This is a genomic window from Roseivivax sp. THAF30, from assembly GCF_009363575.1.
Taxonomy (GTDB): Bacteria; Pseudomonadota; Alphaproteobacteria; order Rhodobacterales; family Rhodobacteraceae; genus Roseivivax; species Roseivivax halotolerans.
Map to the genome: position 1 here is coordinate 583,118 of NZ_CP045389.1, position 26,548 is coordinate 609,665.

The 26,548-nt window shown below is 64.9% G+C and carries 24 protein-coding genes; 11 read left to right on the forward strand and 13 right to left on the reverse strand.

The window, feature by feature from the left end; genetic code table 11:
- Positions 1-11 precede the first annotated feature (11 nt).
- On the reverse strand, positions 12-536 hold the full coding sequence (ectA, locus tag FIU91_RS02760; protein WP_093011666.1) for a diaminobutyrate acetyltransferase: 525 nt from the start codon (positions 534-536) through the stop codon (positions 12-14).
- Positions 537-876: 340 nt separating this feature from the next.
- Between ectA and FIU91_RS02765 the strand changes: the two genes are divergently transcribed.
- Positions 877-1,386 (forward strand): MarR family winged helix-turn-helix transcriptional regulator, encoded by a 510-nt coding sequence (locus FIU91_RS02765; RefSeq protein WP_152461329.1) that lies wholly within the window; start codon positions 877-879, stop codon positions 1,384-1,386.
- A gap of 3 nt (positions 1,387-1,389) precedes the next feature.
- Here the strand turns inward: FIU91_RS02765 and FIU91_RS02770 are convergent, their stop codons facing one another.
- The 4 genes from FIU91_RS02770 to FIU91_RS19305 form a co-directional block, all read right to left on the reverse strand.
- Positions 1,390-5,886 (reverse strand): translocation/assembly module TamB domain-containing protein, encoded by a 4,497-nt coding sequence (locus FIU91_RS02770; RefSeq protein ID WP_152461330.1) that lies wholly within the window; start codon positions 5,884-5,886, stop codon positions 1,390-1,392.
- Positions 5,883-7,640, reverse strand: coding sequence for an autotransporter assembly complex family protein (locus tag FIU91_RS02775; protein WP_093011671.1), 1,758 nt, complete (start codon positions 7,638-7,640; stop codon positions 5,883-5,885). The genes FIU91_RS02770 and FIU91_RS02775 overlap by 4 nt, the downstream gene beginning before the upstream one ends.
- Positions 7,641-7,862: 222 nt before the next feature.
- Positions 7,863-9,551 (reverse strand): acyl-CoA dehydrogenase family protein, encoded by a 1,689-nt coding sequence (locus FIU91_RS02780; protein WP_152461332.1) that lies wholly within the window; start codon positions 9,549-9,551, stop codon positions 7,863-7,865.
- Entirely contained in the window at positions 9,541-9,699 is a 159-nt protein-coding gene (locus FIU91_RS19305) for a hypothetical protein (protein WP_172974910.1), read from the reverse strand. Before FIU91_RS19305 ends, FIU91_RS02780 begins: the two co-directional genes overlap by 11 nt.
- Here FIU91_RS19305 and FIU91_RS02785 point away from each other — a divergent pair.
- Positions 9,698-10,468, forward strand: coding sequence for a sulfite exporter TauE/SafE family protein (locus FIU91_RS02785; RefSeq protein ID WP_093011677.1), 771 nt, complete (start codon positions 9,698-9,700; stop codon positions 10,466-10,468). The two genes, FIU91_RS19305 and FIU91_RS02785, sit on opposite strands and share 2 nt — an antisense overlap.
- Positions 10,469-10,470: 2 nt before the next feature.
- Here the strand turns inward: FIU91_RS02785 and FIU91_RS02790 are convergent, their stop codons facing one another.
- Positions 10,471-10,995 (reverse strand): DUF3859 domain-containing protein, encoded by a 525-nt coding sequence (locus FIU91_RS02790; protein WP_152461333.1) that lies wholly within the window; start codon positions 10,993-10,995, stop codon positions 10,471-10,473.
- 106 nt (positions 10,996-11,101) lie between these two features.
- Positions 11,102-12,700, reverse strand: a complete 1,599-nt coding sequence (locus tag FIU91_RS02795) for a phosphoenolpyruvate carboxykinase (protein WP_152461334.1) — start codon at positions 12,698-12,700, stop codon at positions 11,102-11,104.
- Positions 12,701-13,035: 335 nt separating this feature from the next.
- On the opposite strand from FIU91_RS02795, the gene FIU91_RS02800 reads away from it, so the two are divergent.
- From FIU91_RS02800 to FIU91_RS02830, 7 genes are read left to right on the forward strand one after another with little or no spacing between them, the layout of a single operon-like run.
- Positions 13,036-13,737: a response regulator transcription factor gene (locus FIU91_RS02800; protein ID WP_093011686.1), complete on the forward strand. Its 702-nt coding sequence runs from the start codon at positions 13,036-13,038 to the stop codon at positions 13,735-13,737.
- Positions 13,738-13,742: 5 nt separating this feature from the next.
- Positions 13,743-15,473, forward strand: a complete 1,731-nt coding sequence (locus tag FIU91_RS02805) for a sensor histidine kinase (protein WP_152461335.1) — start codon at positions 13,743-13,745, stop codon at positions 15,471-15,473.
- Positions 15,474-15,483: 10 nt separating this feature from the next.
- A complete protein-coding gene (locus tag FIU91_RS02810; RefSeq protein ID WP_152461336.1) occupies positions 15,484-15,930 on the forward strand; it encodes an HPr kinase/phosphorylase in 447 nt (148 codons plus the stop codon).
- Positions 15,931-15,937: 7 nt separating this feature from the next.
- Positions 15,938-16,864, forward strand: coding sequence for an RNase adapter RapZ (rapZ, locus tag FIU91_RS02815; protein WP_152461337.1), 927 nt, complete (start codon positions 15,938-15,940; stop codon positions 16,862-16,864).
- Positions 16,861-17,277, forward strand: a complete 417-nt coding sequence (locus tag FIU91_RS02820) for a PTS sugar transporter subunit IIA (RefSeq protein ID WP_093011698.1) — start codon at positions 16,861-16,863, stop codon at positions 17,275-17,277. The genes rapZ and FIU91_RS02820 overlap by 4 nt, the downstream gene beginning before the upstream one ends.
- A 19-nt stretch (positions 17,278-17,296) precedes the next feature.
- Entirely contained in the window at positions 17,297-17,575 is a 279-nt protein-coding gene (locus tag FIU91_RS02825; protein WP_152461338.1) for an HPr family phosphocarrier protein, read from the forward strand.
- Between the two features lie 58 nt (positions 17,576-17,633).
- The gene (locus FIU91_RS02830; RefSeq protein WP_254702024.1) at positions 17,634-18,473 is read left to right on the forward strand and encodes a lysophospholipid acyltransferase family protein; all 840 of its coding nucleotides are present in this window, start codon (positions 17,634-17,636) and stop codon (positions 18,471-18,473) included.
- Here the strand turns inward: FIU91_RS02830 and FIU91_RS02835 are convergent.
- From FIU91_RS02835 to FIU91_RS02850, 4 genes are all read right to left on the reverse strand, one after another.
- On the reverse strand, positions 18,463-18,876 hold the full coding sequence (locus FIU91_RS02835) for a PaaI family thioesterase (RefSeq protein WP_093011706.1): 414 nt from the start codon (positions 18,874-18,876) through the stop codon (positions 18,463-18,465). The two genes, FIU91_RS02830 and FIU91_RS02835, sit on opposite strands and share 11 nt — an antisense overlap.
- Before the next feature lie 39 nt (positions 18,877-18,915).
- Positions 18,916-19,578: a ligase-associated DNA damage response endonuclease PdeM gene (gene pdeM, locus FIU91_RS02840; protein ID WP_152461340.1), complete on the reverse strand. Its 663-nt coding sequence runs from the start codon at positions 19,576-19,578 to the stop codon at positions 18,916-18,918.
- 59 nt (positions 19,579-19,637) lie between these two features.
- The gene (locus tag FIU91_RS02845; protein ID WP_152461341.1) at positions 19,638-22,082 is read right to left on the reverse strand and encodes a ligase-associated DNA damage response DEXH box helicase; all 2,445 of its coding nucleotides are present in this window, start codon (positions 22,080-22,082) and stop codon (positions 19,638-19,640) included.
- 105 nt (positions 22,083-22,187) lie between these two features.
- Complete coding sequence (locus FIU91_RS02850) at positions 22,188-22,775, reverse strand: VOC family protein (RefSeq protein WP_093011714.1); 588 nt, start codon at positions 22,773-22,775, stop codon at positions 22,188-22,190.
- A gap of 141 nt (positions 22,776-22,916) precedes the next feature.
- Here FIU91_RS02850 and FIU91_RS02855 point away from each other — a divergent pair, with 141 nt between their 5' ends.
- Positions 22,917-23,645 (forward strand): VWA domain-containing protein, encoded by a 729-nt coding sequence (locus tag FIU91_RS02855; RefSeq protein ID WP_172974911.1) that lies wholly within the window; start codon positions 22,917-22,919, stop codon positions 23,643-23,645.
- Entirely contained in the window at positions 23,615-24,352 is a 738-nt protein-coding gene (locus tag FIU91_RS02860; RefSeq protein ID WP_152461343.1) for a VWA domain-containing protein, read from the forward strand. The genes FIU91_RS02855 and FIU91_RS02860 overlap by 31 nt, the downstream gene beginning before the upstream one ends.
- 55 nt (positions 24,353-24,407) lie before the next feature.
- Here the strand turns inward: FIU91_RS02860 and FIU91_RS02865 are convergent, their stop codons facing one another.
- Positions 24,408-25,484 (reverse strand): BMP family ABC transporter substrate-binding protein, encoded by a 1,077-nt coding sequence (locus tag FIU91_RS02865; RefSeq protein WP_152461344.1) that lies wholly within the window; start codon positions 25,482-25,484, stop codon positions 24,408-24,410.
- A 43-nt stretch (positions 25,485-25,527) separates the two neighbouring features.
- Complete coding sequence (locus FIU91_RS02870; RefSeq protein WP_172974912.1) at positions 25,528-26,451, reverse strand: ABC transporter permease; 924 nt, start codon at positions 26,449-26,451, stop codon at positions 25,528-25,530.
- Positions 26,452-26,548: the final 97 nt, after the last annotated feature.

Here is a 26,548-nt window from a genome sequence, read left to right on the forward strand (position 1 = left end):
GTGGCGAGCGCTTATGCCGCGCTCTGCTGCACCGCTTCCCGGAAGGTGATCGTGAGCATGTGCTCCGTCGCGTGTTCGCCGTTGAAGTGAGTGTCACGCGTGAAGTGCGCCTCGGAGTCGAGGATCGCGTTGTTCTTCTCGGCAAACTTGGTGAAAAGCGCCCAGGATGCGTCGTTGTCGAGCGTGATGGTCGTTTTCATCCGCTTGCAGTCCGACGCTTCCTCGCGCGTCATCAGGGCCGACAGCATGCGCGTGCCAAGACCGATGCCGCGCGCTTTCTCAGACACGGCGACCTGCCATACGAACATGGAATCGGGATCTTGCGGCGTGATATACGCCGAGACCCAGCCTGCGATCTCGTCATCGACGAGCGCGACGACGCAGGTGTCACGGAAGTGATCGGCCTGCAGCAGGTTGGCATACATCGAGTTCTCGTCGAGCGGCTTGCAGCTGCGGATGAGTTCCCAGATCGCCGCGCCGTCCTCGCGGACCGGCTTGCGGAAGGTCACAGCACCATCGGTTTTCGTCTCTTGCATCGTCTGCACGGCTTCAGCCCTCAGTTCGCTATACTTGCTTTGATGAACTAAATATAACGCGTGATGCGGATACTTCAACCGACTAAGTAATTTTCTTCCCCCGGGGCAGAGGTCATGGGGAAATCCCTTTATTTATTGAGAAAATCGCTCAATCTGTCCAAGTCGACCGCGAAAATTAGCTTCTTCATGCGAATTTTCTTGCCTGTCCTTGCTTGTGGATGAATATAGTTAGCACTAACTAAGTATCGTTATGAAGAATACCGGACACCAGACAGCCGCGAGCCGATGCACCCTCATAGGACCGCATTTGCAGCGACCCCGCGATCAGTTGGATGTGACGATGGACAGGACGGATGTAAGCCTCATTGCTCTGCGCAGGATCTTGCGAGCCACGGACAGCTATGGCCGGGATCTCGCACGGGATGCAGGCCTGACCGCCGTCCAGCTGCGCGTCCTGCAGATCGTCGCGGAGAAGGGCAAATGTCATCCCTCCGAAGTCGCGAGCCGCATGAGCGTCAGCCAAGCGACGATTTCGGTCATCATCAAGAAGCTCGAAAGCTGGGGGCTCCTTGCGCGCGACCAATCGGAAGATGACCGGCGCCAGATCGATTTGACCCTGACCGAAGACGGCAAGGCACGCCTGTCTGCCGCGCCGGACGCGCTCCAGCAGCGCTACGTGAAGAAGTTCGAGGCGCTGCCGGAATGGGAGCAGTCGATGATCGTCTCGGTCCTGCAACGTGTCGCCGGAATGCTCGACGAAGGTGAATTCGATGCCTCGCCCGTTCTCGCAACCGGTGAGATCACGCGCCACGAAGCTGCCGCCGCGCGCCGCAAGACGGCGAACGGCTGAGCCTCAGTAATCCCGCTCGTAGTAAATCCCGACACCTGTATTGCCCGTTGACGTCACCGTTCCACGAGCGGTGATGCTGTCGGTAATATCGAGGTTGAGATTGATATCGGTCTCGCCGCTCGAACTGACGGTGACGTCCGTATAAAGATTTTCCCCGATATACTTGCCGACGCTGACCGACGTGGTGCCGTCCTGAGCGGTCTGGAGGTCGAGGTTGTCGAGCCCGGTATTGGCACGCAGCGTCTCTGTGATGCCAGGTCCGCCGCCTGTCAGCGTGTTGATGGCTGCTGCGATCCGCAGTGCCTGGAAAGCCGATATCTCCGACAGATCGCGCCCGAACAAGAGAAGCGCCAGAACTTCTTCCTGCGGCCGATCCGGGGTCGAGCTGAACGTCACCTCGGGGTCCGAAGCCGGACCGGAGATCGTCACGCGGATCTGCGTATCATCGCTTTGGGTCTCGGCAACCACGGTGACGAACGGGTTGAAATCGCCTTCGATGGAGACCGATGCCTCATCAAGCTCGATCCGCTGGCCGAGAATATCGAGCCGCCCGCGAATGAGATCGAACCGGCCTTGCGGCACGACGTTCTGGATCGTCCCGCCGATGCGGAGCTGCCCGCCGACCTCGGCATCGAGGCCACGGCCGCGGATAAAGATCCGCGAGGGCGCGTTGATGAGAAGGTCGAGGCGGTAATTGACGCCTCCGCCGCTGCCGCCCGATCCACTCTCGTCTGGGCTTTCGATGAGGCCAGCACGCTGGCGTGTCAGGCGCACCGCCGCGCTTTCGTTCACGTGGTCGATGGGAAAGCCCAAGGTCTGGATTCCGCCACCCGAGGGGATCCGCACTTCGGTCTGGTCGAGGTCGATCTGTCCCGACAGCGTCGCGGTCGAGGCCAGCGGCCCGACCAAGGTCAGCGTGCCATCCACATCGGTCTGATAGAGCCCCGGGTCTTCGACGATGACGTCGTCGAGCGTGATGGTGAGATCGCCGTTGAAGGGTGGTGATAGGGTCACCAGCCCCGTCACGTTGATATCGCCGCCGGTGGCCACATCGCCTTGCAGCTCGATATTCGCCTGCCCGCCATTCAGGCCGACCTGCGCGCCGATATTCTCGAGCGCGATGCCTTGGTTCGGAATGGTGAATTGCGCGCCTTGCGTCACAATCTGTCCAGACAGCGCGTCGAGCCCCGGAGGCCCGTTCACGGACAAATCGAAATTGGCGATGCCGCCGATCAGGTTCGGCTCGAGAAACGGGTTGGCAAGCCCGAGCGGCGCGGAGCCGTTGATGTCGAGGTTGAGCGTCGAGGCATCCGCCGCGACCGTGCCAGAGACGTCGGCACTGGTATTGCCCGGCGCGGTCAGCGCGGCATTCACGCGCCAGTCGCCGCCGGAATTCGCCGCGGTACCCCGCGCCGTGGCCGGCCCGTTGAATTCGGGCACGAAGAGGCCGACATTCGCGAGCCGCACGTCATACTCGATCTGCCCGCCGTTTGCGCCGTAATTGCCGCTCGCCGTCGCGTCGATCTGAGGTGCATCAAGGTTCAGGCTGTCGATGCGGAACGCTCCGCTTTCGAGACGTCCGCCGCGGAACTGGAGATCCGTCACACCGCCGCGGAGGAGCTGGTCCACGGCTTCAATGCCGGTCACGGGGTTCCGCGCCTCTGCATCGAGCGTGACCTCCGCGACACCGCTGTCGGGATTGAACGTGCCGTTCGCGTCGGCGCTGATTTGCGGCGCGTCGAGGTCGAGGCTCTCGATCACCAGCGTGCCGTCCTCTTGCCGACCGCCGCGGAACGCAAGGTCGGTCACGCCGCCGCGCAACAGCTGGTCGACTGGCGCAATGCCGGTCACGATGCTGCCCGCTTCGGCATCGAGCGTCACCTGCCCCGCGCCGCTCTCGAAATCATAACCGCCCGAGGCGGTCGCATCGACCGAGCCCGACAGCGAACGTCCGACAAGGCCCTCGTAGGGGCGCAGCGTGTTGACGCTGAGCGAGACGTCTCCGCGAACCGATTGCGGCACCATCTCCTCGAGGGCGGCTGTCGCGTCGATATCGGCTGTCAGTCCACCGGGACCGGCCGCGTCGAGCACGATATCCCAGTTATCGCCCATCTGATCGGCACGGCCGGTGACGTTGGCGGAGCCCGACATCGTCGGAACGACGTCGGCGAGATCGTCCAGCCGCACATCGAATCTCACACCGCTATCCTCGGGCCGGTATGCGCCCTCGGCCGTGGCGGAGAGGCGTTGTCCTGTCACATCGAGATCGCGCAAGAGATACCCGTCGGTTGTCTTGGCGCCGTCGACCGAAAAAGTCGTGTTGCCGGCGAGAAGGCGGTCGACCTCGGCGATCCCGGTGATCGGATCGGTGACATCACCGCTGGCCGCGACGCTGACCGTGTTCAACTCAAGATCGGCGCTGCCTTCGGCTGAGATATCCGCCGCGCCGCCAAGGGGCCGGCCGGCGATCTCGGAATAGGCGGAGAGATCGGCGACATTGGCATCGAGAGTTCCGCCCACGGCGCGGAGTTGGCCTTCCACGAGTTCGAGCGCGGCATCGATAATGGCCTCCGCTCCGCCGGGACCGGCGACATCGCCGCTGACCTGCCAGCTCTCACCTTCCTTCCGGGCCGTGCCGTCGAAGGAGAGCGCACCTTGCAACTCGGGCAGGATTTCGGACAGTTCCGCGACCCGCAGGGAGATGTCGGCATTGCCGGTCTCGGCACCCAGGCCGCCCGATGCCGTCAGGTTCGCCTCGGGAGCGCTGACCTCGAGCTGTCGGAGCAGGATGCCCTGCTCGTCGCGCTGCGCGCTGAGCAGAAGTTCGGTCTGACCGTCGAGAAGTCGATCCGCCTCTGCGATACCGGTCACGAGGTCGTTCACCGTGCCGTCGAGCTCGGCGTCGAACGCGCCCGACAGCGGCTCGACGCTGCCCGAGGCGCTCAACCGAGCACCGCCCGACAGCTCGCGGCCCGCCAGTCCGGAAAACCGTGCGATATCAGAGGTTTCAACGTTTACGTCGCCCTCGATCGCGATGTTGAGCTCGTCGGTCAGGCCGGTGATGTCGAGCGCGCCGTCGATGGCGATGCCCGCGCCATCGAGCGCGATCTGCGTCAGGCTCAAGGGTTCGCCCTCGCGGTAGTCGAATTCGAGGATGCCGGACAGGGTCGTGCCGACGGCTTCTGCTAGCGAGGGGTCGGCGAAGGCGAGCGCTTCGGTCGCGATGTCGAAGCGGCCATCCACTTCGCCGACGGCATTGCCTTCGCCGCGTATGAGCGTGCCCGAGCCGTCGAGGCTCAGCCGTTCTGCCGAAAGGGTGGGGCGGTCGAGGCCCGTCACGGCAAGTTCCGCCTGCCAGGCATCGCCGCTTTCGGCATCGTATTGCACGTTCAGATCGGCGCGATCGACGCGCGTGACTTCGCCGGGAATGGGCAACTGGATCGGCGCGCCGTCCCGCCCGGCGATATCGCCCGTCAGATCGATCCGCTCCGGCCAATTGTCGGGGCCAAGCGCGATGAAACCGTTGATATTGATCGCCTCGGAAGCAAGCTCCAGCGTGTCGATGGTCAGAGCGCCCGACTCGAGGCTTTGGCCCGCCACGTCGAGACTGAGATCGGCACCGAAGAATTCGCGGTTCTCAGGCGTCAGCAGGGGACGGATGTCGCCTTGGACATCCGCGGAGAAACCGGTGCCCGCGACATCCCCCTCAAGCGCTGCCACCGCGACGCGGCCCGTGAGGCGATCCTCGCCATCCGTGGCAAGTTGCAGATCGGCGGCGAAATCCGAAAGCGGGCCTTCGCCCTCCACGCTCAGCGCGACAGGCGGTGTGCCCGGCAGGCCGATCAAGGTCGCGGCGATACCGCCTTCGGGCTCGTCGAGCGACAGATCGAGCGACAGGACGTTGGTTTCGTTCGCGTAGGAGCCCTCAAGGCTGATCTCGCCGCCCCGGTCGAGCCGGTCGATCGAGAGCGAGACATCGCCTTCTCCGCCCGCAAGGCTCGCCGAGCCTTCGAGCGCGAGCACGGCTTCGACACCGATCACCGGCTCGCCAAGCTCCACCCGCTCGGCCGCGATGCGTCCGATCTGCACCGAGACCGGCAGTTCGGGAAGAGAGAACGGCTGGGCCTGGGCGTCGGGGACTTCGGTCGTCTCGCCGCCCTGGGGCAGGCGCGGGACGAGGATCTCTTCGGCGATCAGCTCATCGACCGAGACCCGCCCCCGCAGAAGCGCCGCGCGGTTCCAGTCGAGGGTGACGCCTCGCAGGGTGAGCCAGGGGCCTTCGGCATCCGAAAGGATCAGCTCTTCCACCGTGGCTTGTGAAGAAAGCGCGCCTTGAAAGCCGACAATATCGACGCCGAAATTCTCGCCCGAGAGGTTGTCCTCGATCAGGGCCTCAAGCCGGCCGCGCTCGCTGTTGTCATCCTGTTGCGCCAGCACGGTCGTCGCGCCGATGCCCGCCGAAAGGGTCGTCGCGGTGAGAAACTTGCCAAGATGTCTCAAAATGCCTGTCCGATACCGATGTAGAATTGCACGCCTTCGCCGGTCTCTCCGCCGGTGGGGCCGGCCACGTCGACGCGGATCGGGCCGATCCCGGTCTGGTAGCGAATCCCGAGCCCCGCGCCCGAATGCCATTCGCCCGAGCCGTCATAGAAGCTTTCTTCGCCGATATAGCCCGCATCGTAGAACCCCACGACGCCGATATTCTCGGTCACGTCGCGGCGCAGTTCCGCCGAGATGCCGAGGAAGGATCGCCCGCCGATCTCATCGCCATTGCCGAGATCGACCGCAAGCGAGCGGAAAGGCTGGCCACGCACAGTGCCGCCGCCGCCGGAGGTGTAGAGGAAATCGGGCGGCGCGTCGGTGATGTCGGGCCCCGCGACCGAGCCGAGCTGGATCCGCAGCGCGGCAACTGTCGCATCATCCATGCCGAACCCCTGGTAGGCCCGCGCATCCGCATCGAACTTGAGACCGCCAGGCGAACCCATGAGTCCGACGAAGGGAGTCGCGGTCGCGGTGACGTAATAGCCGCTCACAGGGTTCAGATCGTTGGACCGCGTATCGTAGGTCAGGGTGCCGGGAAGCGTGAGCAGCAGGAACTCGCGCTCGCCAAGGTCGTCCTCGGTCTCGCTGTAGCTGAGGCCCAGACCAATCTCCGCGGTGTAGCGGTCGTTGAGGCGGCGGGTTGCGCCGATCTCGAATTCGGCCCGGTTGGAAATGAAGGTTGGCTCGTCTTCGCGGGTCAGCGAGGCCTGGACGTAGCCATCCGTTTCCGCGCCGTAAATCGCAGGGATCTCGAGGCGCCCCGAGAGCGAGTAATCCATACCGCTGTCACTTGCGCCGATATTCGAGACCGAAGCATCGAACCGCAGCCGCTCTGCGCCGCCGAAGATGTTGCGGTGGAGCCAGAACGCGGTGAGCGCGCCACCCTCGAGCGTCGAGACCTCCGCACCGAAGCCGATCCGGCGGGGTTTGCGGTCACTGACGGACAGCAGCATGTCCATGCTGCCGTCGGGCTCGACCACGTCCGCCTCGCTGAGCGTCACCGAGGAGAACGCGCCGGTGCGTCGCAAGCGGTTCACCACGCGGTCCACATCGTCGGGATCGAAGCGTTCTCCGGCCGGGAAGCCCGCGATGCGCCGGATCGCGGCTTGCCGCACAGCGCTGTCGGTCGTGATCTGCATATCACCGAAACTGACGCGGGGGCCGGGGTCGATACCGATCCGCACGTCGAGACGCGCGATATCGTGGAGCGCCGTGGCCTGCTCGCTGTCGGGCATGGCCTTGGCGTGGCCGCGCTGACGCCAGCCTTCGATGGACGCTTGCGCGGCCTCCCGGATCACGCCCGTCTCCGCGGGCTGACCTTGGGCAAAGCCGTCGGGCAGTTCGGTTCTTGCCGCGAGCGGCGCGATCTCTGCCTGCCTGAAGCGGAATTGCGGGCCGGTCTCGACGCGAATTTCCGCGCGTTGGAACGCTGGCGGCAGGTTGAGCAGCTCCAGATCCGCGACTTCGCGGCCATCGAGCCGGATCGAGACGACGCCGCTGTAGAACCCCGCATCGTAGAGGGCCTCGACCACGGTTTGGTAATCCGAGAGGGCCGCCGCGGCGACCTCCTGCGGCGTTTCGAGACCTTCGGGGGTAGCTGTCGTCAGGCTCGACGTGTTGCGGATGGCCCGGCCGATGCGGTTGCCCGCTTCGGCATCGTCGGTGGCGATCTCGATATCGATGTCTTCAAGCGCATCTGCGGGCAGTGCCACTACCGCGACGCCTAATGCAAAAGCGGTCGCGAAACGTAAAGTCGTACTTGGAAACAAGAGTAAAGGCTCCCCACCCGTATTGCGGCTCGAACGGCTTTGTGCAGCCTAACGAGTGACGTCCGGACGTTCCAGCACTGTCACGGGCCTCTTGGCTCACAAAAGAGCCATCTGCGGCAAGGGATGAAAGGGCGGGCGGTTCTTCCGCCACGCCCTTTTCGCATATCAGGCCAGAAGGCGCCGCGCGATTACCTGCGCCTGGATCTCTGCTGCGCCCTCGAAGATGTTGAGGATGCGCGCATCGCAGAGGATCCGGCTGATCGGGTATTCCAGCGCGAAGCCGTTGCCGCCGTGGATCTGGAGCGCATTGTCCGCCGCTGCCCAGGCGACGCGCGCGCCCAGAAGCTTGGCCATGCCGGCCTCGAGATCGCAGCGCCGACCTTCATCCTTCTCCCGCGCGGAGAAATAGGTGAGCTGCCGTGCCACCATGATCTCCACTGCCATCATGGCAAGCTTGGAGGCGACACGCGGGAAGGCGATGAGCGGCTTGCCGAACTGCTTGCGGTCCTCGGCGTAGCGCATGCCCTGGTCGAGCGCCGATTGTGCGACCCCGATGGCCCGCGCGGCGGTCTGGATGCGCGCGCTTTCGAACGTCTCCATCAGCTGCTTGAAGCCCTTCCCCTCTTCGCCGCCGAGAAGGTTCTCGCCCTTCACCTTGAAGTCGTCGAAATTGACCGTGTATTCCTTCATCCCGCGATAGCCGAGCACTTCGATCTCGCCGCCCGAGATACCCGGATCCTGCCAGGGCTGTTCGTCGGTGCCCGGGGTCTTTTCCGCCAGGAACATCGACAGGCCCTTGTAATCATCGGTGCCGGGAACGGAGCGCGCGAGCACGGTCATCACGTGGGTGCGCGCCGCATGAGTGATCCATGTCTTGTTGCCGTTGAGGATCCAGTCGCCGTTCTCGTCCTTGGCCGCCTTGGTTCGCAGGCTGCCGAGGTCGGAGCCGGTATTGGGCTCGGTGAAGACGGCGGTCGGCAGGATCTCACCGCTTGCAAATCCGGGAAGCCAGCGCGTTTTCTGGTCGTCGGTGCCGCCTGCGATCACCAGCTCCGCCGCGATCTCCGAGCGGGTGCCGAGGCTGCCCACGCCGATATAGCCGCGCGAAAGCTCCTCGGAGACGACGCACATCGACGCCTTGGAGAGGCCCAGTCCGCCGAATTCCTCGGGGATGGTCAGACCGAACACACCCATCTCCGCGAGTTCCTCGATCACCTCCATCGGGATGAGTTCGTCCTTGAGGTGCCACTCATGGGCATGGGGCTCGATCTTGTCGACGGAGTAGCGGCGGAACTGCTCGCGGATCATCTCGAGCTCTTCGTCGAGCCCGGTGCGGCCCACCGTGATCTCGGCGGAGCGCTCGCGCATCAGCTCGACGAGCCGCACGCGCGCCGCCTGGGTGTTGCCGCCCTGGGTCAGCGTCGTCACCGCGTCGGACATCAGCGCGCGCATGTCATCCTGCGCGAGCCCAAGATCCTGCAGGCGCACGACCTCGCCCTGGTTCATCTGGATGCCGCCATAGATCTGCCAGAGGTATTCGCCAAACGCGATCTGGTGAATGAGCTGCTCGACCTCGCCGAACGTGCCCTCGTCCTGCATCCGTTCGGCCCAGCCCTGCATCTCGCGCAGGGACTCGACGTAGGTTGCGAGCCAGGCGAGCCCGTGCGCGGCTGTCTGGTGCGCCTCGAGCTTGGAGCCCGACACCCGGTCGCCATCCATGACGAGCGCCGACACCGAGGCTTTCGCGCGGGCCAAAACGTCGTCGCAGGGTCCGAGCGCGGCCTTCGTCAGAGCGAGAAGATCGGGAAGAAGCGCGGTCTCCGCGATTGTCAGATCCTGACCGTCATGTGCCATGGTTCACATCCTCTTTTCGTTTGGCCTCGACATAGCGCTCTCGCAGGCGCAGCGCAACAAAGATACGCTGCGATGCGGCAAAACGTTCAAAAATTGCGCGACCGTTTTCGCTGGTCGTCCGCCATTTGTTTGATAACACAGCATGCATGGAGCTTCTTTCGGACCTTTTGACGCCCGCGCAATGGGCGCTCGCCCTCGGGGTGACGTTCCTTGCGGGATTCGTGAAGGGCGTCGTGGGGTTCGCCATGCCGATGATCATGATCTCGGGGCTGGGCTCGATTCTCGCGCCGGACGTGGCGCTCGCTGCACTGATCCTCCCCACGCTGATGTCCAACGGGATGCAGGCGCTCCGGCAGGGTCCGCGCGCTGCGGCGGGATCGGTCAAGAAATTCAGGGTCTTCCTGATCGTCGGTGCCGTTATGCTGATCCTTTCGGCACAGCTCGTCGCCGTGATGCCGGTCTCGGTTATGCTGGCGCTGATCGGCGTGCCCATCGTCGCTTTCGCGATCGCGCAGATCGCTGGCTGGGATGGACGGCTGCCCGCCGGGCCGACACGGGTGTTCGAGGTCGGTATCGCCGCATTCGCGGGCTTCATCGGTGGGTTCTCGGGCGTCTGGGGGCCGCCGACCGTGGCCTACCTGATGGCACTCGATACCGAGAAGACCGAACAGATGCGCGTCCAGGGGGTCATCTACGGCCTTGGCGCCGTCGTTCTGACGCTGGCGCATATCGGCTCGGGTGTTCTGAATAGCGCGACGGTCTGGCTATCTTTGGCGCTGATCCCGCCGGCGGTGCTGGGCATGTGGGCCGGCGGGCAGGTGCAGGACCGGATCGACCAGCGCTTCTTTCGGCGTGCAACGCTCTGGGTCTTGCTGATCGCGGGACTGAATCTTCTGCGCCGCGCCTTTCTGGCCTGATCTCAGGAGAGCGGGATGCCCTCGCACATCGCCGCGATCTCGGGTGCTTCGGCCGCTGTCACCACCTTGAAGCGCGCCTCGTAAAGCACCTCACCATTCTGTTCGGCGCGAAAGGTCCAGAGGCCGGGAACCTGCTCCTCGGGCACATCGAACGTATAGGCGTTGATCGAGGTGCCGGTCCCGCCAAGCGACGTCACGTAGGCTTGCCGGGTCGTGCCGGTCTCGGTGAAGGGCGGGTGCGTCAGGGTCAGGACAACACCGGGATAGGCTGCCCCGTCGAGGCTTTCCGTCTTTATGCCAAAGCTCACATCCGGCACGGCAGGCACCACGTTGGTCTGCCACTGGAACTCCGGGATCGTCTCGAAAAGCTCGATCTTGCCCGCGACCGTGCCGGGAGCCTCCATTTCTCCGACCGACGGGACATCGCAGAACACGCCCTGTTCTACGGCGAACTGAGCCGGGTCATAATCGACCTCGGAAAAAGCCGGGCAAGCGATGAGGCAAAGAAGGACGGGCAGGGCGCGCATTGGGTGAAGGGTGCAGCCGAGCGCCCCGGTGTCAATTCCCGAGGTCGTGAAACGAAAACGCCCCGGCGGTGTCCCGCCGGGGCGTCCTGATCCGAAGCGGGACGCGTTACCCGATCGCGACCGCTTTCACGTCGTCGTCGATATAGGGGATGTACTGCTCGAAATTGTCGGCGAACATCGCGACCAGCTTCTCGGCCTGCGCGTCATATGCGGCCTTGTCGTCCCAAGTGCGGCGCGGGTCGAGCAGAAGCTCGGCAACGCCTTCGACCTTCACCGGAACCTCGAAGCCGAAATTGGGGTCTTTACGGTATTCCGCGGAGGACAAACGCCCCTCGAGCGCTGCCGACAGAAGCGACCGCGTCGCCTTGATCGGCATCCGGCTGCCCTGTCCGTAGGCGCCGCCGGTCCAGCCGGTGTTCACCAGCCAGCATGTCGCACCGTGCTTTGCGACCTTGTCGCGCAGAAGGTTGCCGTAGACTTCCGGCCGGCGCGGCATGAAGGGCGCGCCAAAGCAGGTCGAGAACGTCGGCTGCGGCTCGGTCACGCCCCGCTCGGTTCCGGCGACCTTCGCGGTGAAGCCCGACAGGAAGTGATACATCGCCTGCGCGGGTGTCAGACGCGCGATCGGGGGCAGGACGCCGAAGGCATCGCAGGTCAGCATGACGATGTTCTTCGGGTGCCCGCCAAGCGCCGTCGACGAGGCGTTCGAGATGTAATCGAGCGGATAGGCACAGCGCATGTTCGCGGTGAGGCTGTCGTCGTCGAAATCGAGCTCGAGCGTCTCGGGATCGAAGATCATGTTCTCGATCACAGTGCCGAACTTGGTCGTGGTGGCGTAGATCTCGGGCTCGGCCTCTTCGGAGAGGTTGATGGTCTTGGCGTAGCAGCCGCCCTCGAAATTGAACGTGCCCCGTTCGGACCAGCCATGTTCGTCGTCGCCGATGAGGACCCGGTCGGGATCGGCCGACAGCGTTGTCTTGCCGGTGCCCGACAGGCCGAAGAAGATCGCCGTATCGACCGGGTTACCCTTCGCGTGGTTCGCCGAGCAGTGCATCGGCATCACGCCCTTCTCGGGCAACAGGTAATTGAGCAGGGTGAAGACCGATTTCTTGTTCTCGCCCGCATATTCGGTGTTCGCGATCAGGATCAGCTTGCGGTCGAAATTGAGCGCGATGACTGTCTCGGACCGGCAGCCGTGCTTGGCCGGGTCGGCCTTGAAGCTTGGGCAGTTCACGATGGTGAAATCGGCGGTGAACTCGTCGAGGCTTTCGCGATCGGGGCGGCGCAGCATGTGGCGGATGAACAGACCGTGCCAGGCGAGCTCCGTGACCACGCGCACATTGAGCTGGTGCGTCGGATCGGCTCCGCCGAAAAGATCCTGCACGAAATAGTCTCGGCCCTTCATGTGCTCGAGCATGTCGGCATAGAGCGCATCGAAGCCTTCGGGCGACATCTCGGCGTTGTTTTCCCACCAGATATCGTTCGCGACAGAGTCCGTTTTCACGACGTGCTTGTCCTTGGGCGAGCGGCCGGTGAACTTGCCGGTGGTGACAAGAAACGCGCCGCCGCGGCCAAGAGTGCCCTCGCCGCGCCGAAGCGCCGCGTCGATCAGCGCCGGCTCGATCTGGTTGTAGTGAACCTCTCCCAGCCCCTCGATCCCTTGGTCCTCGAGGCGGAAGTTCGGATTGACCCGTCCGGATGTCATTGTTTCGGCTCCTCCGGCCATCTGCGTGGCAAGGCGCGCCAGACAGGCACGCGAACCCGGCGTTTGCGGCCGGGTGACATGGGCATAACACGCGTATTTTGCGGGCCGAAAGGTGCCAAAGTGTCCGTTAGCGCAACCAAATGACCTTTAGCGCAATCATCTTGCGCGGGCGTCCGCCCAACGGGCTACCTGCGTGACCATTAAGCCGCTCGTGAGAAAAATTGCGTTTAAATTGTGACGCTCTGCGAACCGATTCGCAGAATGGAATTGTTCGAGGCGCTCGCGACGCGCATAATGGCGCAAAAAACAATGTGAGCAGTACAAGGATCGCAACGATGAACAAGATCGCTCTTGTCGATGACGACAGGAATATCCTGACGTCCGTGTCCATAACGCTCGAGGCGGAAGGGTTCGAGGTCGAGACGTATAACGACGGGCAGCAGGCGCTCGACGCATTCAACAAGAAGATGCCCGACATGGCGGTCTTCGACATCAAGATGCCCCGCATGGACGGCATGGATCTGTTGCAGCGCGTGCGCCAGAAATCCCGCATGCCGGTCATTTTCCTGACCTCCAAGGACGACGAGATCGACGAGGTGCTGGGACTGCGGATGGGCGCGGACGACTACGTCAAGAAGCCGTTCTCGCAGCGCCTGCTGGTTGAGCGCATCCGCGCGCTGCTGCGCCGCCAGGAAGCGATCGAAAGCAACGTGGTCGGCGAGACCGAGGAAACCAAGCTGATGACGCGCGGCGCCCTGACGATGGACCCGCTGCGGCATTCCGTGACTTGGAAAGGGCAGGACGTTTCGCTTACGGTGACGGAGTTCCTGCTCCTTCAGGCGCTTGCCCAACGCCCCGGCTTCGTGAAGTCGCGCGACCAGCTCATGGATGTGGCCTATGATGACCAGGTCTACGTGGACGACCGCACCATCGACAGCCACATCAAGCGGCTTCGAAAGAAGATGCGCAGCGTGGATGACGAATTCTCCGCTATCGAGACGCTCTACGGTATCGGCTACCGATACAACGAAGAGTAACGGTCATGGCCTTGGCCGAACGTATCCCCATGAATGACGAGTCCTCGCCCGAAAACCGGCGCGACGACGATGTCGTGCTCGGGGATGACTGGGTCGCGCCGGACGCCACCGTCGAGAAGGAATTGCAAGAGAGCCGCGCGCGCCGCGGCCTCTTCGCGCTCAACCGCTCGCCACTGACGCGCAAGATCATCATCTTCAACCTGATCGCGCTCAATATCCTCGTGGCGGGAATCCTGTTCCTGAACTCGTCCCGCGATACGCTGGCGATCCAGCGCGCCTCGGCGATGGAATCCGAGGTCGAGCTGATCGCGGATGTCTTCGAAGCGCAAATCGCGGGCGATGAAGTGAACCTCGCGACCGATGAGGGCGTGAATGTCGCGGCAACGCTTGAAGGCCTCGATCTGCGTCAGGATGCGCGGCTCTTCGTCTTCGATGACCAGCGCTTCCTCGTCGGGGAGACACGGGGCGCGCTCGCCCTGACCAACGCGCTGGCAACCGATTCCGAGCCCGAAGAACCGACTGTCCTGTCCGATTTCCTCGGCAATCTCTGGCAGACGCTATCGAGCGTATTCACCATCCTGTCTGGTGATCCCCCGATCACCGAGGAGGACCGTCTGCGGCAACTGATCGAAGCGCAAGGCCAAGCCGGAACCTATGTCGGGCAGGCCGTGAACGACGCCGGCGAGACCGAGTTCACGGCGCTCACGCCGATCCGTTCGGGCGGCGTTGTCGTCGGCACGCTCGGGCTTGTCTCCTCTGCCGAAGAGATCGATACCGCCGTGCGTCTCGAACGCGACCGCGTTCTGCAGATGTTTGTCATCGCGACCGTCGTCTCCATCGCGCTCAGCCTTGTTCTGGCTTCCACCATCGCCAATCCGATTTCCGATCTGGCCGCCGCCGCCGAGATCGGCCGCGACCGCAACAAGCGTTCGAGCCAGCCGGGCCGCATCCGTATCCCCGACCTCACCGCCCGCCCGGACGAGATCGGGCGGCTCTCGGGCGCGCTGCGGGGGATGGTCGGCGCGCTCTACGACCGGATCGACTCCAATGAACAATTCGCCGCCGATGTGGCGCACGAAATCAAGAACCCGCTCGCATCGCTGAGATCGGCGATCGGCTCCCTTCGGATCGTCAAGAAGGAAGAGCATCGCGACAAGCTTCTCGACGTGATCGAACACGATGTGCGCCGCCTCGACCGCCTCGTCTCCGACATCTCCAACGCCTCGCGTCTCGACAGCGAACTGGTGAAAGAGGAGGAGCAGGAGTTCAACCTCCTCGAGATGCTCGACAACCTGACTCAATATCTGGGCCAAGATGCGCGCAAAAAGGGCATCGAGTTCATCACCGACCTGCCGCTGCGCCCCATCGAGATCAACGGCCTCGAAGCGCGTCTGGCGCAGGTCTTCGTAAACCTCATCACCAATGCGATCTCCTTTTGCGAGGATGGCGACGCGATCCGCGTTTGGGCGCGCAAACGGGACAACCGGGTGCTCGTCGTGGTCGAGGATACCGGCCCCGGCATTCCCGACCAGGCACTGACCAAGATCTTCAAGCGCTTCTATTCGCAGCGTCCCGAAGGTGATTTCGGCAACAATTCCGGCCTCGGCCTCGCGATCTCCAAGCAGATCGTCGAAGCGCATGGCGGTGTCATCTGGGCCGAGAATATCCGCCCGACCGAGGCCGATATCAGCTCGGAGCCGCTCGGGGCGCGTTTCGTGGTCGGCCTGCCGATCTGAGGTGACGCGCATGCCGGACGAGACGGGCGGCGCAGCGGAAAAGGCCGAGATCCTCCATGCCAGCGCTGTGGCCTTCGAGGGCAAAGCCTGTCTCATCCTCGGCCCCTCGGGCAGCGGCAAGTCGACGCTCGCATTCGAGCTGATCGCGCTTGGCGCGAGCCTCGTCGCCGATGACAGGGTGATCCTGACCGCCACGGCAACCGATCTCGTCGCGTCCTCGCCAGGGCCCATCCTCGGCATGATCGAAGCGCGGGGCGTCGGTCTCCTGGCCTCAGAGCCCGCGCCGCCGACACCGCTTGGCCTCGTGATCGATCTGTCCCGCACGGAAACGGAGCGACTGCCGCCCGAGCGGCGCACAACGCTCCTCGGGCGATCCTTGCCCTGTCTTCACAAGGTCGCGTCTCCGGTTTTCGCCGTCGCGATCCGGCAGTATATGCGACTGGGAAGACGTGCATGAGATCCAGATGAGCCAGGACAGCACCATACCTCGCGTGATCGTCGTGACCGGGCCTTCGGGCGCCGGGCGGACGACTGCGATCAACGCGCTGGAGGATTTCGGCGTCGAGGCCATCGACAATATCCCGATTTCGCTGATCCCCCGGCTTCTTCAAGCACCGATTGCACCGGGCGGCATCGCGCTCGGTGTGGATGTCCGCAATCGTGATTTCGGCGTGCCGGCGCTTCTGGATCTGATTGCCGCGCTCCGCACCCGCGAGGACATCTCGGTCGAACTTCTGTTTCTCGATTGCGGCAAGGATGCTCTGATCCGCCGGTTCTCCGAGACACGGCGCCGGCATCCGCTCAGCCCCGATACGACGCCCGAGGATGGTATCGCGCGCGAGATCGCGCTGCTGGAGCCGGTTCGCGCAGCGGCGGACAGCCTGATCGACACGACCGCGACATCGCCGCATGATCTCCGCGCGGAGATCGCCCATCGTTTCACCCGGCCCTCGGAGGCGCGGCTGACCGTGTCGCTCCTGTCGTTTTCCTACAAGCGCGGGTTGCCGCAGGGCGCGGACATGATCTTCGATTGCCGCTTTCTCAGGAACCCGCATTGGGACGAAAGCCTGAGGCCACTGACCGGTTTGTCGGGCGACGTGCGTGCCTATATCGCAGAGGATGCTCGGCTCGCGCCCTTCCTTCGCCAGATAACGGAGCTGCTCGAATTCCTGCTTCCGGCACATCGGGAAGAAGGCAAGGCGCATATCACCGTCGGCATCGGGTGTACCGGCGGGCAACACCGCTCGGTCGCCGTGACAGAAAGCGTGGCGGCTGCTCTTGCAGAGACGGGCTGGCAGGTGTCAACTGAACATCGCGAACTCGAGCGGCGGGGGTTTCTCCCGAGGGACGAGCAGTTTGCACACGGCGGAAAGGACGGAAGGCGGCTTTGATCGGGATCGTCATCGTAGCGCATGGCGGATTGGCGCGTGAGTATCTCGCGGCGATCGAACACGTCGTGGGCGCGCAATCCGGTATTCTTGCCATCGCGATCGAGCCGGACCACGACCGCAGCTCCAAGCAATCCGAAATCTGCGCCGCCGCGGACAATGTCGACCAAGGGCAGGGCGTGGTGATCGTCACCGACATGTTCGGCGGCTCCCCCTCGAACCTCTCGCTCCGGGCGTGCCAGCCGGACAATCGCCGCATTCTCTACGGTGCGAACCTGCCGCTGCTCATCAAGCTTGCCAAGTCGCGCCATCTGGCCGTGCCCGATGCCGTCCGCATCGCGCTAGAGGCAGGGCGCAAATACATCGACAGCCAGAATATCGGGCCCAGTGGCGTGATCCCGGCGAAGACGGCGTGACCCGGAGCGAGGCCCTGAAATGAGCGAGTGCGTTCGCCGCGAGTTGAAGATCGTAAACGAAAAGGGCCTGCACGCGCGTGCGTCCGCGAAACTCGTCGAGGTCGTCGAGGGGTTCGAGGCGAGCGCGGAGGTGAGCCGCGAGGGCATGTCCGCCTCGGGGGACAGTATCATGGGGCTCCTGATGCTTGCTGCTGCCAAGGGCTGCACCATCGACGTCGAGACCCGCGGCAGCGATGCCGAAGCGCTCGCCGACGCAATCGAGGCGCTGGTGTCGGACCGGTTCGGCGAGGCCAACTGATATGCGGCTGGATCCGCTCCAGCCACACGGGCCGCCACGGGATCCCGAAGAAGAACCGGTGCAGGTCGAACCTGTCCAGGCGCCCTACGACAAGCGCAAGCTCAGCTACGCCAATACCTTTGCCAACCCGTCCAAACGGCTCGCCATCCGCACGCTGGAATGGCTGACCGGCAAGCTGACCCTTCTGCGTATGGTCCGGCGGTTCGAGCGGATGGGCCTGGTCGAAGGGCAGGCCTTCTGGGCGCGCGCGCTCAAGATCATGGGGATCGAGCTTGGCACGCCCGATCAAGAGATCGCCCGCATCCCGCGCGAGGGGCCCGTCATCATCGTCGCCAACCATCCGCATGGGCTCGTCGATGGCATGGTTCTGGCAGAGCTGATCGGACGCGTCCGCGAAGATTACAAGATCCTCACCCGCTCGCTCCTGACCGGGGTCGAGGAAGTCGGCCGCTTCATGATCCCCGTGCCGTTCCCGCATGAACCCGATGCGCGCCAGCAAAGTCTCAGGATGCGGAACGAAGCGATGGAGCATCTCGAAGCGGGCGGCGTGATCGTGCTTTTCCCGTCGGGCGTCGTCGCGTCTTCGGACACCGCCTTCGGCCCCGCAGAGGAGCGCGACTGGAACCCCTTCACCGCGAAGATGGTCCTGCGGTCCGGGGCGACCGTGGTGCCTATCCGGTTTCCCGGCCAGAATTCCCGCGCCTACCAAATCGCGAACCGGGTTTCGCCGACGCTCAGGCAGGGGCTCTTGATCCACGAGGTCGTGGCCGCCTGCAACAAGCCGCAGGCGCCGATCGTCGGCACGCCGCTTACGCCGCGCGACATCGCGGAACTGGCTCCGGGCGGTCGGGATCTGTCCGCCCGGCTTCGCGCGCTGACGATGGCGCTCAGCCGGTAGGAACGGGCACCATCGTGCCGGTCAAGAGCGCGACATGTGTCTCTTCACCGTCCAAGACCGCAAAGACATCTGCCGCAACCACGATCAGCCGCCGCCCGAAGCGCACCACGCGACCCCGCGCGACAAGACGCTCGCCGCGCGCAGGCGCGAGGAGATGAATACGCATCTCGGACGTCACGACCTCCATATCCGCACCAAGAAGGCTGAGCGCCGCGTAGCCGGCGGCGCTGTCGCCCAGCGAAAAGGTCAGCCCGGCATGCGCGAAGCCATGCTGCTGCAACACGCCCGGCCCGATCGGCGCGGTAATCTCGACGGCACCGTCCGCGACCGAAAGGATCTCGGCCCCGAAGGTCTCCATCAGGCTTTGCCGGGCAAAGCTGTCGTGAATGCGGGTGTCTGTCATGGCTGTATCTGGTCACGCGCCGCACGCGGCGGCAAGACCCTAGCGCGGCATCGGGACGGCAAGAGGCTTCGGCCCGGTCAGGATCGCCTGCGCGCCCGGCTCCATGAGATCCGAAAGTGCGGCGTTCGAGGTCCAGAGGCCACCGGTATAGGCACCGTAGGCCGGCATGATGAGCCGGCAGGCATCAACGAGGAAACACGCCCGCGAGATCGACCGTCCGCGCAGCGCAAGCCGCGCCTTGGGATGATAGTGCCCCGAGACTTCGCCAAGCCCGTCCCGCGTCGCGATATGCCGGAAGACGAGCGGCCCGCGCCGGGCCTCAGCCGCATGTGTGCCGCCGATCCCGACGGGGCCGGGATCGTGATTGCCCTCGATCCAGAGCCAGCTTCGTCCTGCCTGCATCCGGGCCAGCCAGAGCTCAGCCTCCTCGGGTAGAGTAGCACCGGCCTCCACGCTGTCGAAACTGTCGCCAAGGCAGATCACCTCGCCCGCGCCCGTCGCGTCGAGATCCGCATCCAGCCGCGACAGCGTCTCGACCGTGTCGTACGGCGGCAGCATCGCACCCCCCTTCGCCACGAGCCGCGCGCATTTGCCGAGATGCAGATCCGAGACCACGAGAAGCCGCTGATCCGGCCAGAAAAGCGCGCCCGAGGGCAGCGCGTGCAACTGCGTTCCGCGAAAGTCGAAAGCGTGGGTGTTCATGGCCTGTTCTTATGCATCGCGCGGCGCGTTACGCAACCCCGTGCACGCCGCTTGGCATCTTACCAAGGAACCCGCCAGACCGGTCTCGCTGGCGCATCGACCTGCGCGAGCCCGCTCTCGTCCAGAAGGCGCGTGACCTCCTCCTCGATCAGCCGCTCGTCCGCCGATCCTTTTATCGGCACGCGGCCGGGCTCGAGAAACAGCGGCGCGGCGAGGGGCGTCACCCGCTCGAGCCGCAGCAGGTCGATCCGGTCGCCCACCCGCTGGCACATCTCCCGAATGCGCGAGAAATCTACGAGCCCGCGCATCGCCTCGGCGCGCGTGATCTCGAGCATCAAGTGGTTGGGATCGTATTTCACCAGCGTATCGTAGAGGATGTCCGAGGACATCGTCGCCTGCCGCCCGGTCTTGCGCTGCCCGCCCACCTGCCGTTCGATCAGGCCCGCGATCGTGGCCGAGGCGCGGAAGGTCCGCTTCATCACCGCGTTGCCTTGCAGCCAAGTGTCGAGCCCGGCTTCGAGCCGCTCGAGATCGAAGAGCGGCCGGGGGTCGCTCACTGCGTCCAGCCCCCAGATCAGCGTCGCGTAATCCGTGGCGACGAAGCCCATCGGCGCGAGCCCTTCCTCTTCCATCCGCTTGGTCAGGAGAAGTCCGAGCGTCTGCATCGCGTTGCGCCCCGCAAAGCCGTAGACGACCAGTTGCTCGCGCCCGTCATGGGGGAAGCTCTCGATCAGGAGCCGTCCGGGCTCGGGCAGACGGGAGACCTCGCGCTGAAGGCTCAGCCATTCGGCGGTATGGCCCGGCAGCTCCGGCCAGCGTTCGTTCTGGAACATCCGCACGATCCGGTCGGAAAGCTGCGTCGAGGTGGCGAACTTGGTGCCCATGAAGGTCGCGATCTTGGGTTTTTGCGCGGCATCCCGGCTGACCTCTACGACCATCTCGCGCAATCCCTCGTAGCGCACGATCTGCCCGCCGATCAGAAAGGTGTCGCCCTTGCTCAGCGTCGCGGCAAAGCCTTCCTCGACCTCGCCAAGCGGTTTGCCACCGCGGCCCCGCATGCGGACCTTGAGCGTGTCGGTGTCCTGGATCGTGCCGATATTCTGCCGGATGCGCGCGGCCGAGCGCGGATCGCGAAGCTCCCAGAGCCCGTCCTCGCGCTGGCGGATTCGCCGCCACTGGTCGTAGGCCCGAAGCGCGTAGCCGCCCGTCGCGCAGAAATCGAGACAGGCGTCGAACTCGGCGCGCGTCAGTCCGCCATAGGGCCCCGCCGCGTTCATCTCGACATACAGCATATCTGCATCGAACGGCCCCGACGCGGCGGCGATCAGGATGTGCTGGCAGAGTACGTCGCGCGGGCCCGGCCCGCGCGGCTCCCCGTCGAGATCGCGGTCCCGCACCGCCTCGAGCGCGGCCACGCATTCCACCACCTCGAACCGGTTCGCCGGCACCAGGAGCGCCTTCGATGGCGCGTTGTAGCGATGGTTGGCTCGCCCGATCCGCTGCACGAGCCGCTTGACGTTCTTCGGCGCGCCGACCTGGATCACCAGGTCCACGTCTCCCCAATCGATGCCGAGATCGAGGCTGCCTGTGCAGACGATGGCCCTGAGATCGCCGCGGACCATCGCCGCTTCCACCCGCTCACGCTGCACCCGGTCGAGCGAGCCGTGATGGATGCCGATGGGCAGCGCCTCCTCGTTGGCGAGCCAGAGATTGTGAAAGAAGATCTCCGCCTGCGCGCGGGTATTGTGGAAGATGAGCGTCGTGCGGTGCTGCCGGACCGCCTCCAGAACAGCCGGAATCGCGTATTTCGCGCCGCCCCCGGACCAGGGCGGGCGCTCTTCGGTCACGAGCATGGAGATGTCCGGCTCGGGGCCGGGATCCGCCTCGACGATCTCGCACGGGTCGGGATGGCGCGCCATCAGTCGCGCGATGGCGTCCGGGTCATCCACCGTCGCCGACAGCCCGACGCGGCGCAGCCCCGGCGCCAGCGTCTGAAGCCGTGCCAGCGCCAGCATGAGCTGATCGCCCCGCTTCGATTCCGCGAGCGCATGAATCTCGTCCACGACGACCCGTTTCAGCCCGGCGAACATCCGGCCGGCATCCTCGTAGGAGGTCAGCAGCGCGAGGCTCTCGGGCGTCGTCAGTAGAATATGCGGTGGATCGGCGCGCTGACGCTTCTTGCGGCTCGCAGGGGTATCGCCCGTGCGGTCCTCGACGCGGATCGGCAGACCGGCCTCCGAGATCGGCGTGGACAGGTTGCGCCTAATGTCGGAGGCCAAAGCTTTCAGCGGACTGACATAAAGCGTATGCAGCCCCGGCTCTGGACGCTCCGCAAGCTCGGCAAGGGTCGGCAGGAAGCCTGCCAGCGTCTTGCCGCCGCCCGTCGGTGCGATGAGCAGAAGCGCAGGCGCACTGGCCCGCTCCAGCATGGTCTGCTGATGCGGGTGCAAGTCCCAGCCGCGCGCGTCGAACCAGGTCTTCAGCGCTGCTGGCAGCTCGGTCATGGGAATTGGCGCACCGAAGCCGCGCAGCGCCCGCGCCCCTCTTTGGATTGGCGAAAATACCGTGCGGGGGGTCTGGGGGGCGCAAGGCCCCCCAGCCGTGTCGTCTCAGCCGCCATAAGGATCTTTCGCGCTGCGATCTTCCGAAAGCGTCTGCTGGCGCCGGGAGACGAGCAGTTCGATCGCGTCCGCAAGATGGATCTCGGCGATGCTGTAATCGCCGCGTGCCACGCGCATGCGATGTGCCTCGATCATCACGTCCGCATGGGTGCAACCGGCGGGCGGCTCGAAGCGGTAGCAGGCCAGTTCGATCAGCAAGCCCAACGGATCCTTGAAATAGATCGAATCCATGAAGCCACGGTCCTTGGGGCCCGAATGCTTGATCCCGCGCTCATCAAGCCGGGTGACGACCTGGCTCCAGACCGCTTTCGAGACGTTGAAGGCGATGTGATGAACGCAGCCGGGATCCGTCGGCGTCCGGCCATGCACGGGCTTGCGTTTCTCGCTCGTGAAGATGGTGATGAGCCGCCCGTCGCCCGGATCGAAATAGAGATGCCCTTCGTCGGCATCGTCGAGATTGGGCTGATCGAAGATGAAGGGCATGCCGAGTATGCCCTCCCAGAAGTCGATCGAGGTTTGCCGGTCCGCCCCGGTCAACGTGATGTGGTGAACTCCCTGGACCTGTAACTTGCGCATGACGTCCGCCTTCCCGATGTGACCCGTTTCTTCTCGCAGGGCTATGATAGAGCGCAAGACCCCGCCCGGCGACCGCGTGTTTTTCTCGACAGGCGTGTTTGGCCCGCGCAAGGTGGAGAGACCCCTCAAGATGGTATGCCAATGTTCCGGCATCTTGCTTTGCCTGTTTGCCTTGCCGCAGCGCTCGGCCTTGCGCCGGACGTGGCGCTGACGGCGGGCTGTGCCGAGGATGCGATGATCGTGCTCGACGGGTCGGGGTCCATGTCGGGCATGGGGTTCGACCGCAGACGCGACGCCAGGATCGTCGAGGCCCGCGCGGCGCTTGGCGAGGTTCTGCCCGGTATCGAGCGGGTGCGCCGTCTTGGCCTCGTGACCTACGGGCCGGGAGAGGGCCGCGTCTGCGAGCGCGTCGATCTTGTCTTCCGGCCTGCGCCCAACGCGGCCGGACCGATCCTCGAGCGGGTGGATGCGCTTTGGCCCGCGGGCGCAACGCCGCTCACCCGCGCGGTGCGGACGGCGGCGGCGACCCTGGACGGAGCCGGAGGAACGGTGGTGCTTGTTACCGACGGCAAGGAGACCTGCGGCGGCAACCCCTGCGCGCTTGCGGATCGCCTGGCGCTCATGCGGACAGGACTGACGGTTCACGTGATCGGCTTCCGCGTCACCGGAGGCAGGCTGTCGCGGGGCGACGAGGTCGACCGCGACTATGGTCGCGCGGTCGCGGATGCGCGCTGTCTGGCCGACCGCACGGGCGGGCGATACATTGACGCGCAGGATGCCGAGGCCTTGATCGCCGCCCTGCGCGAGACGCTCGGCTGTCTTGCGATCGGAGATGCGACATGGCTGCCGGAACACGTTTTCGCACGCTGAGCGTTGCCGCCTGCCTCGCGCTTGCGGGGACGGGCCAGGCAAGCGAGGTCTGCACCGAGGATGCGGTCATCGTCTTCGACGGCTCGGGCTCGATGTCCGAGATGGGGTTCAACAATCTCGGCGAGCCGCGCATCTTCGAGGCCCGCCGCGCCGTTCGGCAGGTCGTGCCCGAGATTGCGCGGATGCGCCGCCTCGGGCTCGTGATCTACGGGCCCGGCGCGCCCGAAACGGATAGCTGCGACACGGTCGACACCCGCTTCGCGCCGCGCTGGGAGGCCGATGGCCTCATCATCTCCGAGATCGAGGCGCTGAGACCTTCTGGCGAGACTCCCATCGCGGATGCTGTCGCCCAGGCCGCCGAGCTTCTGCGTTACCGCGAACGACCCGGCGCGATCGTCCTCGTCACCGACGGCAAGGAGACCTGCGGCGGCGCGCCCTGCCAACTGGCCGCCGAACTGGCCGCGACGGGAGCCGACCTCACCGTGCATGTCATCGGCTACAAGGTGCGCGGCGATTTCTTCGCTTGGGAAGGCCAGCCCGGCGACTATGCCGATACCGAAAGCACCGCGCGCTGCCTCGCCGATGCGACGGGCGGCAGATATGTCGGCGCAGAAAGCGTGGACGATCTGATCGCGGCGCTTCGGGTCACGCTCGGCTGCAATGTCTATGGCGCGCTCGAGCCTCTGCCCCGGGCGCGCGCGGAATAGAAAAAGCCGTCCCGGATCGCTCCGGAACGGCTCTGGTCTTTCGGGATTGCCGCGATCAGTTCGGGATTTCGCCCGTCAGACCCTCAACGTAGAAATCCATGCCGAGCAGCGTCTCATCGGTCGCCGTCTCGCCCTCTTCGAGCCAGACCGAGCCGTCCTGACGATTGATCGGGCCGGTGAAGGGATGGTATTCACCGGAGGCCAGCTGCGCCTTCAGCTCCAGCGCTTCGGCCTTCACGTCTTCAGGCACCGCGTCCGAGATCTCGCCGATGCCAACCATGCCTTCCTCGATGCCGTGCCAGACATCCTGGCTCTCCCAGGTGCCGTCCATGACCGCCTGCACGCGGTCGATGTAATAGGGCGCCCAGTCGTCGATGATCGAGGAGACCCGCGGCAACGGCGCGAATTCGGACATGTCCGAGGCCTGGCCAAAGGTGATGACGTTACCAGCTTCCTGCGCTGCAGCCTGCGGCGCGGTGGAATCGGTGTGCTGCAGGATCACGTCGGCACCGTTCTCGATGAGCGCGCGGGCGGCATCCGCCTCTTTCGCCGGATCGAACCAGGTATAGGCCCAGACGATGGAGAACTCGACATCGGGGTTCACGCGCTTGGCGTGCAGATAGGCCGAGTTGATGCCCCGGATGACCTCGGGGATCGGGAAGGAGGCGATGTAGCCGATCTTGTTGGTCTCGGTCATCGAGCCCGCGATGTGACCCTGGATCGCGCGGCCTTCGTAGAAGCGGGCGGAATAGGTCGAGACGTTGTCGGCGCGCTTGTAGCCGGTCGCGTGCTCGAATTTCACGTCGGGGAATTTCTCGGCGACCGCGATGGTCGGATCCATGTAGCCGAAGGAGGTCGTGAAGATGATGTCGGCCCCCGACAGGGCCATCTGCGTGATCGCACGCTCGGCGTCGGCGCCTTCGGGCACGCTTTCCTGGTAGACGGTCTCGACCGCGTCCCCGAATTCCTCTTCGACGGCAAGGCGTGCTTTGTTGTGTTCGTAGGTCCAGCCGCCATCGCCGATGGGGCCGACATAGATGAAGCCGGCCTTGACCGGATCGTCCTGGGCAAAGGCCGCGCCCGCGGTGAGCGCGAGCGTCGCGGCGCCGGCGAGAAGTGTTCTGCGATACATTGTCTTTGGTCTCCCTGTCCTTGGTTGGGTCTTGGCCCCGGCGTCAGGCCGAGGCGTGGAACGGTCGTCCCAGCGATGCGGGCGCGCCATGCGCGCCGCGCGCCGAGATGATCACGAGCACAAGAATGGTTATCAGGTAAGGCGAAGCCGACAAGAGCGCGACAGGCACCGCCGCGCCTGCGGCCTGCAGGTTGAGCTGAAGCACCGTGACCCCGCCGAAAAGGTAGGCGCCGATCGCAACACGCCCCGCGCGCCAGGAGGCGAAGACCACGATGGCAAGTGCGATCCAGCCCGCCCCGGCGGTCATGCCTTCGGTCCATTGCGGCACCCGCACGAGGCTCAGATAGGCCCCGCCGAGCCCGGCGCAGGCTCCGCCGAAGGCAATCGCCACGAGCCGCACCCGCACAACCTTGTAGCCGAGCGCATGGGCCGCGTCATGGCTCTCACCCACGGCGCGCAGGATCAGCCCGGCGCGGGTGAATTTCAGGAAGGCCCAGACCGCGAGCACCAGCAGCAGCGACAGGTAAACCATCGCGTCATGCGAGAAGAGCATCCGCCCGAGCACCGGCAGGTCCGACAAGGGACCGAGATCGAGCCGGGGCAGCGTCGGCGATTTCATACCCTCATAGGGCTTGCCGATCAGCGCCGAGAGGCCCAGCCCGAAAAGTGTCAGGCCAAGGCCCGTCGCCACCTGGTTCGACAGGAAGAGCTGGGTCAGCACCCCGAAGACCAGCGCCAGAAGCGCCGAGGCGAGCGCTGCCGCCATGAAGCCCGGCACGGGCGCGTCCGCGTTGACCGCGACGGCGAAGCCGACAACCGCCCCGGTAATCATCATCCCCTCGACGCCGAGGTTTAGGACGCCCGATTTCTCCACCACCATCTCTCCGATGGCGGCCAGAAGGATTGGCGTCGCCGAAACCATGACGGACGCGATCAGGAGGACGGGGGAGATCGAGCTCAGGTCCATGAGATCCGCCTTTCACATCTGATCCCGTGGCGCACTCCGCTTGGCATTGCGCTCGTGGCTGCCGCGAGTTTCGGTATTTTTGCCAACCCAAGAACGC

What these genes read in the sequence shown, in the direction of transcription:
- ectA (WP_093011666.1), bottom strand. Translation starts at nt 536, where the DNA reads ATGCAAGAGACGAAAACCGATGGTGCTGTGACCTTCCGCAAGCCGGTC.
- FIU91_RS02865 (WP_152461344.1), bottom strand. Translation starts at nt 25,484, where the DNA reads ATGTATCGCAGAACACTTCTCGCCGGCGCCGCGACGCTCGCGCTCACC.
- FIU91_RS02790 (WP_152461333.1), bottom strand. Translation starts at nt 10,995, where the DNA reads ATGCGCGCCCTGCCCGTCCTTCTTTGCCTCATCGCTTGCCCGGCTTTT.
- FIU91_RS02780 (WP_152461332.1), bottom strand. Translation starts at nt 9,551, where the DNA reads ATGGCACATGACGGTCAGGATCTGACAATCGCGGAGACCGCGCTTCTT.
- FIU91_RS02765 (WP_152461329.1), top strand. Translation starts at nt 877, where the DNA reads ATGGACAGGACGGATGTAAGCCTCATTGCTCTGCGCAGGATCTTGCGA.
- FIU91_RS02850 (WP_093011714.1), bottom strand. Translation starts at nt 22,775, where the DNA reads ATGCGCAAGTTACAGGTCCAGGGAGTTCACCACATCACGTTGACCGGG.
- FIU91_RS02805 (WP_152461335.1), top strand. Translation starts at nt 13,743, where the DNA reads ATGGCCTTGGCCGAACGTATCCCCATGAATGACGAGTCCTCGCCCGAA.
- pdeM (WP_152461340.1), bottom strand. Translation starts at nt 19,578, where the DNA reads ATGAACACCCACGCTTTCGACTTTCGCGGAACGCAGTTGCACGCGCTG.
- rapZ (WP_152461337.1), top strand. Translation starts at nt 15,938, where the DNA reads ATGAGCCAGGACAGCACCATACCTCGCGTGATCGTCGTGACCGGGCCT.
- FIU91_RS02860 (WP_152461343.1), top strand. Translation starts at nt 23,615, where the DNA reads ATGGCTGCCGGAACACGTTTTCGCACGCTGAGCGTTGCCGCCTGCCTC.
- FIU91_RS02795 (WP_152461334.1), bottom strand. Translation starts at nt 12,700, where the DNA reads ATGACATCCGGACGGGTCAATCCGAACTTCCGCCTCGAGGACCAAGGG.
- FIU91_RS02785 (WP_093011677.1), top strand. Translation starts at nt 9,698, where the DNA reads ATGGAGCTTCTTTCGGACCTTTTGACGCCCGCGCAATGGGCGCTCGCC.
- FIU91_RS02870 (WP_172974912.1), bottom strand. Translation starts at nt 26,451, where the DNA reads ATGGACCTGAGCTCGATCTCCCCCGTCCTCCTGATCGCGTCCGTCATG.
- FIU91_RS02810 (WP_152461336.1), top strand. Translation starts at nt 15,484, where the DNA reads ATGCCGGACGAGACGGGCGGCGCAGCGGAAAAGGCCGAGATCCTCCAT.
- FIU91_RS02835 (WP_093011706.1), bottom strand. Translation starts at nt 18,876, where the DNA reads ATGACAGACACCCGCATTCACGACAGCTTTGCCCGGCAAAGCCTGATG.
- FIU91_RS02800 (WP_093011686.1), top strand. Translation starts at nt 13,036, where the DNA reads ATGAACAAGATCGCTCTTGTCGATGACGACAGGAATATCCTGACGTCC.
- FIU91_RS19305 (WP_172974910.1), bottom strand. Translation starts at nt 9,699, where the DNA reads ATGCATGCTGTGTTATCAAACAAATGGCGGACGACCAGCGAAAACGGT.
- FIU91_RS02845 (WP_152461341.1), bottom strand. Translation starts at nt 22,082, where the DNA reads ATGACCGAGCTGCCAGCAGCGCTGAAGACCTGGTTCGACGCGCGCGGC.
- FIU91_RS02825 (WP_152461338.1), top strand. Translation starts at nt 17,297, where the DNA reads ATGAGCGAGTGCGTTCGCCGCGAGTTGAAGATCGTAAACGAAAAGGGC.
- FIU91_RS02855 (WP_172974911.1), top strand. Translation starts at nt 22,917, where the DNA reads ATGTTCCGGCATCTTGCTTTGCCTGTTTGCCTTGCCGCAGCGCTCGGC.